We start from the raw sequence: 3,735 nt of genomic DNA, 5'->3' as shown, positions 1-3,735 counted from the left end.
TGAGAAGTCTTGAACTTCTCGCTGCTTAATAAAAATAGATATTATAAAAAAATCGTTATAAACAAAAGAAGGTGACCTTTTTAGACACCTTCTTTTTTGTGCCACAAAAAAAATCCTTTTCAGTTCAAAAGGATTTTTTTATAACATAACTAAATTATGCTTTTTTTTTAGCTTTATTTTCTTTCATTAAATCAATTGCCCCACCTGTAGCCCAGTATAAAACAAAGCTGATAAGGAAAATCATTAACCAAAAACCCATGGTCATAATAGTTAAACCAATAATAAAAGCTATAAATTGTTGAAATTCAAACATGATTCCGGAATTTTGTGTGTATACAGTTACAAAGATAGAACGAAACTTTAACAACCCAAACAAAAATCATAATAAATTCTAAAAATTCCATCATAAACCAAATAAGCCAGTATTTTTTCATACCTTTATTTATATTAATTATAAATAACAATAGATGGAATATAGAATTGAAACCGATACAATGGGCGAAGTAAAAGTACCTACCGATAAGTATTGGGGCGCACAAACAGAACGCTCACGCAACAACTTTAAAATTGGTAATGCCGCTTCAATGCCTTTAGAAATCATCAAAGGCTTCGCTTATTTAAAAAAAGCTGCGGCTTATGCCAATTATGATTTAGGCGTTCTATCAATTGAAAAAAGAGATGCTATTGCAACTGTTTGCGATGAAATTTTAGCCGATAAATTAAATGATCAGTTTCCTTTAGTTATCTGGCAAACAGGTTCCGGTACACAATCAAACATGAACCTTAATGAAGTTATTGCCAATCGCGCACAAGTATTAGCAGGATTTAAAATTGGCGAAGGCGAACCGGTTTTAAAGGCGAATGACGATGTAAACAAATCGCAATCATCAAATGACACTTATCCAACCGGCATGCACATTGCAGCCTATAAAGCTGTTGTGGAAATAACAATTCCGGGTGTTGAGCAATTACGCGATACATTGGCAAAAAAAGCAACCGAGTTTATGAATGTCGTTAAAATTGGTCGAACACATTTAATGGATGCTACTCCGCTAACATTAGGTCAGGAATTATCGGGCTATGTGGCACAATTAAATTACGGTATAAAAGCGGTAAAAAACACATTGAGCCATTTATCAGAAATTGCTTTAGGCGGAACCGCAGTTGGGACAGGCTTAAATACACCTGCAGGTTATGATGTTTTGGTAGCTAAATATATTGCCGAATTTACAGGACATCCATTCATAACTGCCGAAAATAAGTTTGAAGCTTTGGCTGCGCACGATGCAATTGTAGAAACACATGGAGCTTTAAAACAACTAGCTGTTTCATTAAATAAAATTGCAAACGATATCCGCATGTTGGCATCAGGTCCGCGTTCGGGAATCGGAGAAATATTAATTCCTGAAAACGAACCAGGATCATCAATCATGCCCGGAAAAGTAAACCCAACACAATGCGAAGCATTAACAATGGTTGCGGCACAAGTAATGGGTAATGACGTTGCTATTACCATTGGTGGCACTCAAGGTCATTACGAATTAAACGTTTTTAAACCTTTAATGGCTGCAAACTTTTTGCAATCGGCTCGTTTATTGGGCGATGCCTGTGTATCTTTTGATGAACATTGTGCGAAGGGAATCGAACCTAATTATGATCGAATTAAAGAATTAGTCGATAATTCACTGATGCTGGTTACAGCTTTAAACACAAAAATTGGCTATTACAAAGCAGCCGAAATTGCTCAAACAGCACATAAAAACAATTCTACTTTAAAAGAAACAGCAATTTCTTTAGGTTATGTAACATCTGAGGAATTCGATGAATGGGTAAAACCCGAAGAAATGGTTGGTAGTTTGAAGTAATTCAAATCGATTTATCAAAATAAAAAACAGTTCTTAATCATTATTAAGGACTGTTTTCTTTTTAAGATGATACGATCTTTTAATTGTATCAAAAAATAGTTTTAAATTTGCATCAATCAGTAAAAAGTCAACTAACGACTTTATTTTTTATGGAAATATTCGAACTTTATTCTATATACAATCAATGTAACGGCGTAAGTACCGATACACGAAACATCACCGAAAACAGTCTTTTTTTCGCATTGAAAGGAGCTAATTTCAACGCAAACGATTTTGCTTTAAAAGCTTTAGAAAATGGAGCTGCATTCGCTGTGGTTGATGATAAAAATTTAAGAAAACTAGAAAACAACAAGCTAATTATAGTTGATGATGTTCTTAAAACACTACAAGATTTAGCTGCTTTTCATAGATTTCACATAGGTTTGCCGGTAATTGCACTAACAGGAAGCAACGGAAAAACTACAAGTAAAGAGTTATTGCATGCCGTTTTAAGTACAAAATACAATACGATTGCTACTATCGGAAACTTAAATAATCATATCGGCGTTCCGCTGACTCTATTACGTTTAAGAGAAGAAACCGATTTGGCAATTATTGAAATGGGTGCCAATCATCAAAAAGAAATCGAACTTTTATGTACCATTGCGCAACCAGATTTTGGTTTTATTACAAATTTTGGTCGTGCACATTTAGAAGGTTTCGGCGGAATCGAAGGTGTTATAAAAGGCAAAAGCGAAATGTATGATTATTTACAAAGCAACAACAAAACCATTTTCGTAAATTTTGATGATCCTATTCAGACAGATAAAACATCAAACAGTAATCGGTTTGGATTTTCAATAGAAAGCAACTCGTTGGCAAATATTCAAATTACAAATGCGAAGGCACAACCAATGGCAACAGTTGAATTAAATGGTATTGAGATAAAATCGAACCTTACCGGATTATATAACATACCAAACATGGCGTTTGCTGTTACGATAGGTTTGTATTTCAATATTTCAATTGATACTATTAAGCAAGCCATAGAAAATTACGTACCACAAAACAACCGTTCACAATGGACAAAAGTAAACGATAAAAATATTTTGTTGGATGCCTACAATGCAAACCCAAGCAGTATGCATGTTGCTATAGAAAATTTTAATCAGTTAGAAAATCCTTCAAAACTAATGATTTTAGGAGATATGTTTGAACTAGGAAACGAGTCAGATAAAGAACATTTACAAACAATAAATCAGGTAATAGAAACTAAAATCCCAACGATATTTATAGGCGAGCATTTCTTTAAAGTTCAAGTAAAAAATGATGTAGTGCAATACTTCAAAAATATCCAAGATTTCTTCAATCAGTTGAAAGAAGCTCAAGTTACTCAAGAATTACTTTTAATAAAAGGATCAAGAGGAATGGCATTAGAACGAATTCTTGAAAAATTATAAACAAACTCTTCAAATTATTTAAACTCCTGCATTCGTAGGAGTTTTTTTATGGTTTATTAGTGCAATCCCTTCTGCTGTCGCTACAGGCCGGGCTGTCGCTAGTCGCTTTTTATTTTGTACCCTGAGCTTGCCGAAGGGCAACAATCGTTCCATACCTATTGCGGGCTGATTGGTGTTAGATGTTCGATGTTTGATGCTGGATGTTTGATCTTAGAGTAATATTTGTTTTAAGTTTAACGTTCAAAGTTTCTATGTAAGCCTAAAATCCGTGCCAATCTGTGAGATCTGTGGTTAAAAACCAAAAAAAGTCCCTTACTATTCAGTAAAGGACTTTCTAAAAAAAGGCGGCGACATACTCTCCCACATTAAGATGCAGTACCATCTGCGCAATCGGGCTTAACTTCTCTGTTCGGAATGGGAAGAGGTGAGCC

3 protein-coding genes and 1 rRNA gene are annotated in these 3,735 nt (G+C 34.5%); 2 read left to right on the top strand and 2 right to left on the bottom strand.

What is annotated here, in order from left to right:
• Positions 1–154: 154 nt before the first annotated feature.
• Positions 155–313, bottom strand: a complete 159-nt coding sequence (locus BM253_RS17400) for a hypothetical protein (RefSeq protein WP_177205821.1) — start codon at positions 311–313, stop codon at positions 155–157.
• A 154-nt stretch (positions 314–467) separates the two neighbouring features.
• On the opposite strand from BM253_RS17400, the gene fumC reads away from it, so the two are divergent.
• Positions 468–1,865, top strand: a complete 1,398-nt coding sequence (gene fumC / locus BM253_RS16985; RefSeq protein ID WP_091526679.1) for a class II fumarate hydratase — start codon at positions 468–470, stop codon at positions 1,863–1,865.
• 149 nt (positions 1,866–2,014) lie between these two features.
• Entirely contained in the window at positions 2,015–3,304 is a 1,290-nt protein-coding gene (locus tag BM253_RS16980; RefSeq protein ID WP_091526677.1) for a UDP-N-acetylmuramoyl-tripeptide--D-alanyl-D-alanine ligase, read from the top strand.
• Between the two features lie 339 nt (positions 3,305–3,643).
• On the opposite strand, the gene rrf is transcribed toward BM253_RS16980, so the two are convergent.
• A 5S ribosomal RNA gene (gene rrf, locus BM253_RS16975) occupies positions 3,644–3,735 on the bottom strand; the annotation flags it as partial.

Origin of the sequence: Paenimyroides ummariense, from assembly GCF_900115115.1 — a bacterium.
Classification (GTDB): domain Bacteria; phylum Bacteroidota; class Bacteroidia; order Flavobacteriales; family Flavobacteriaceae; genus Flavobacterium; species Flavobacterium ummariense.
The sequence above is the reverse complement of the archived record's forward strand: the minus strand, read 5'-3'. Positions and strand labels throughout refer to the sequence as shown.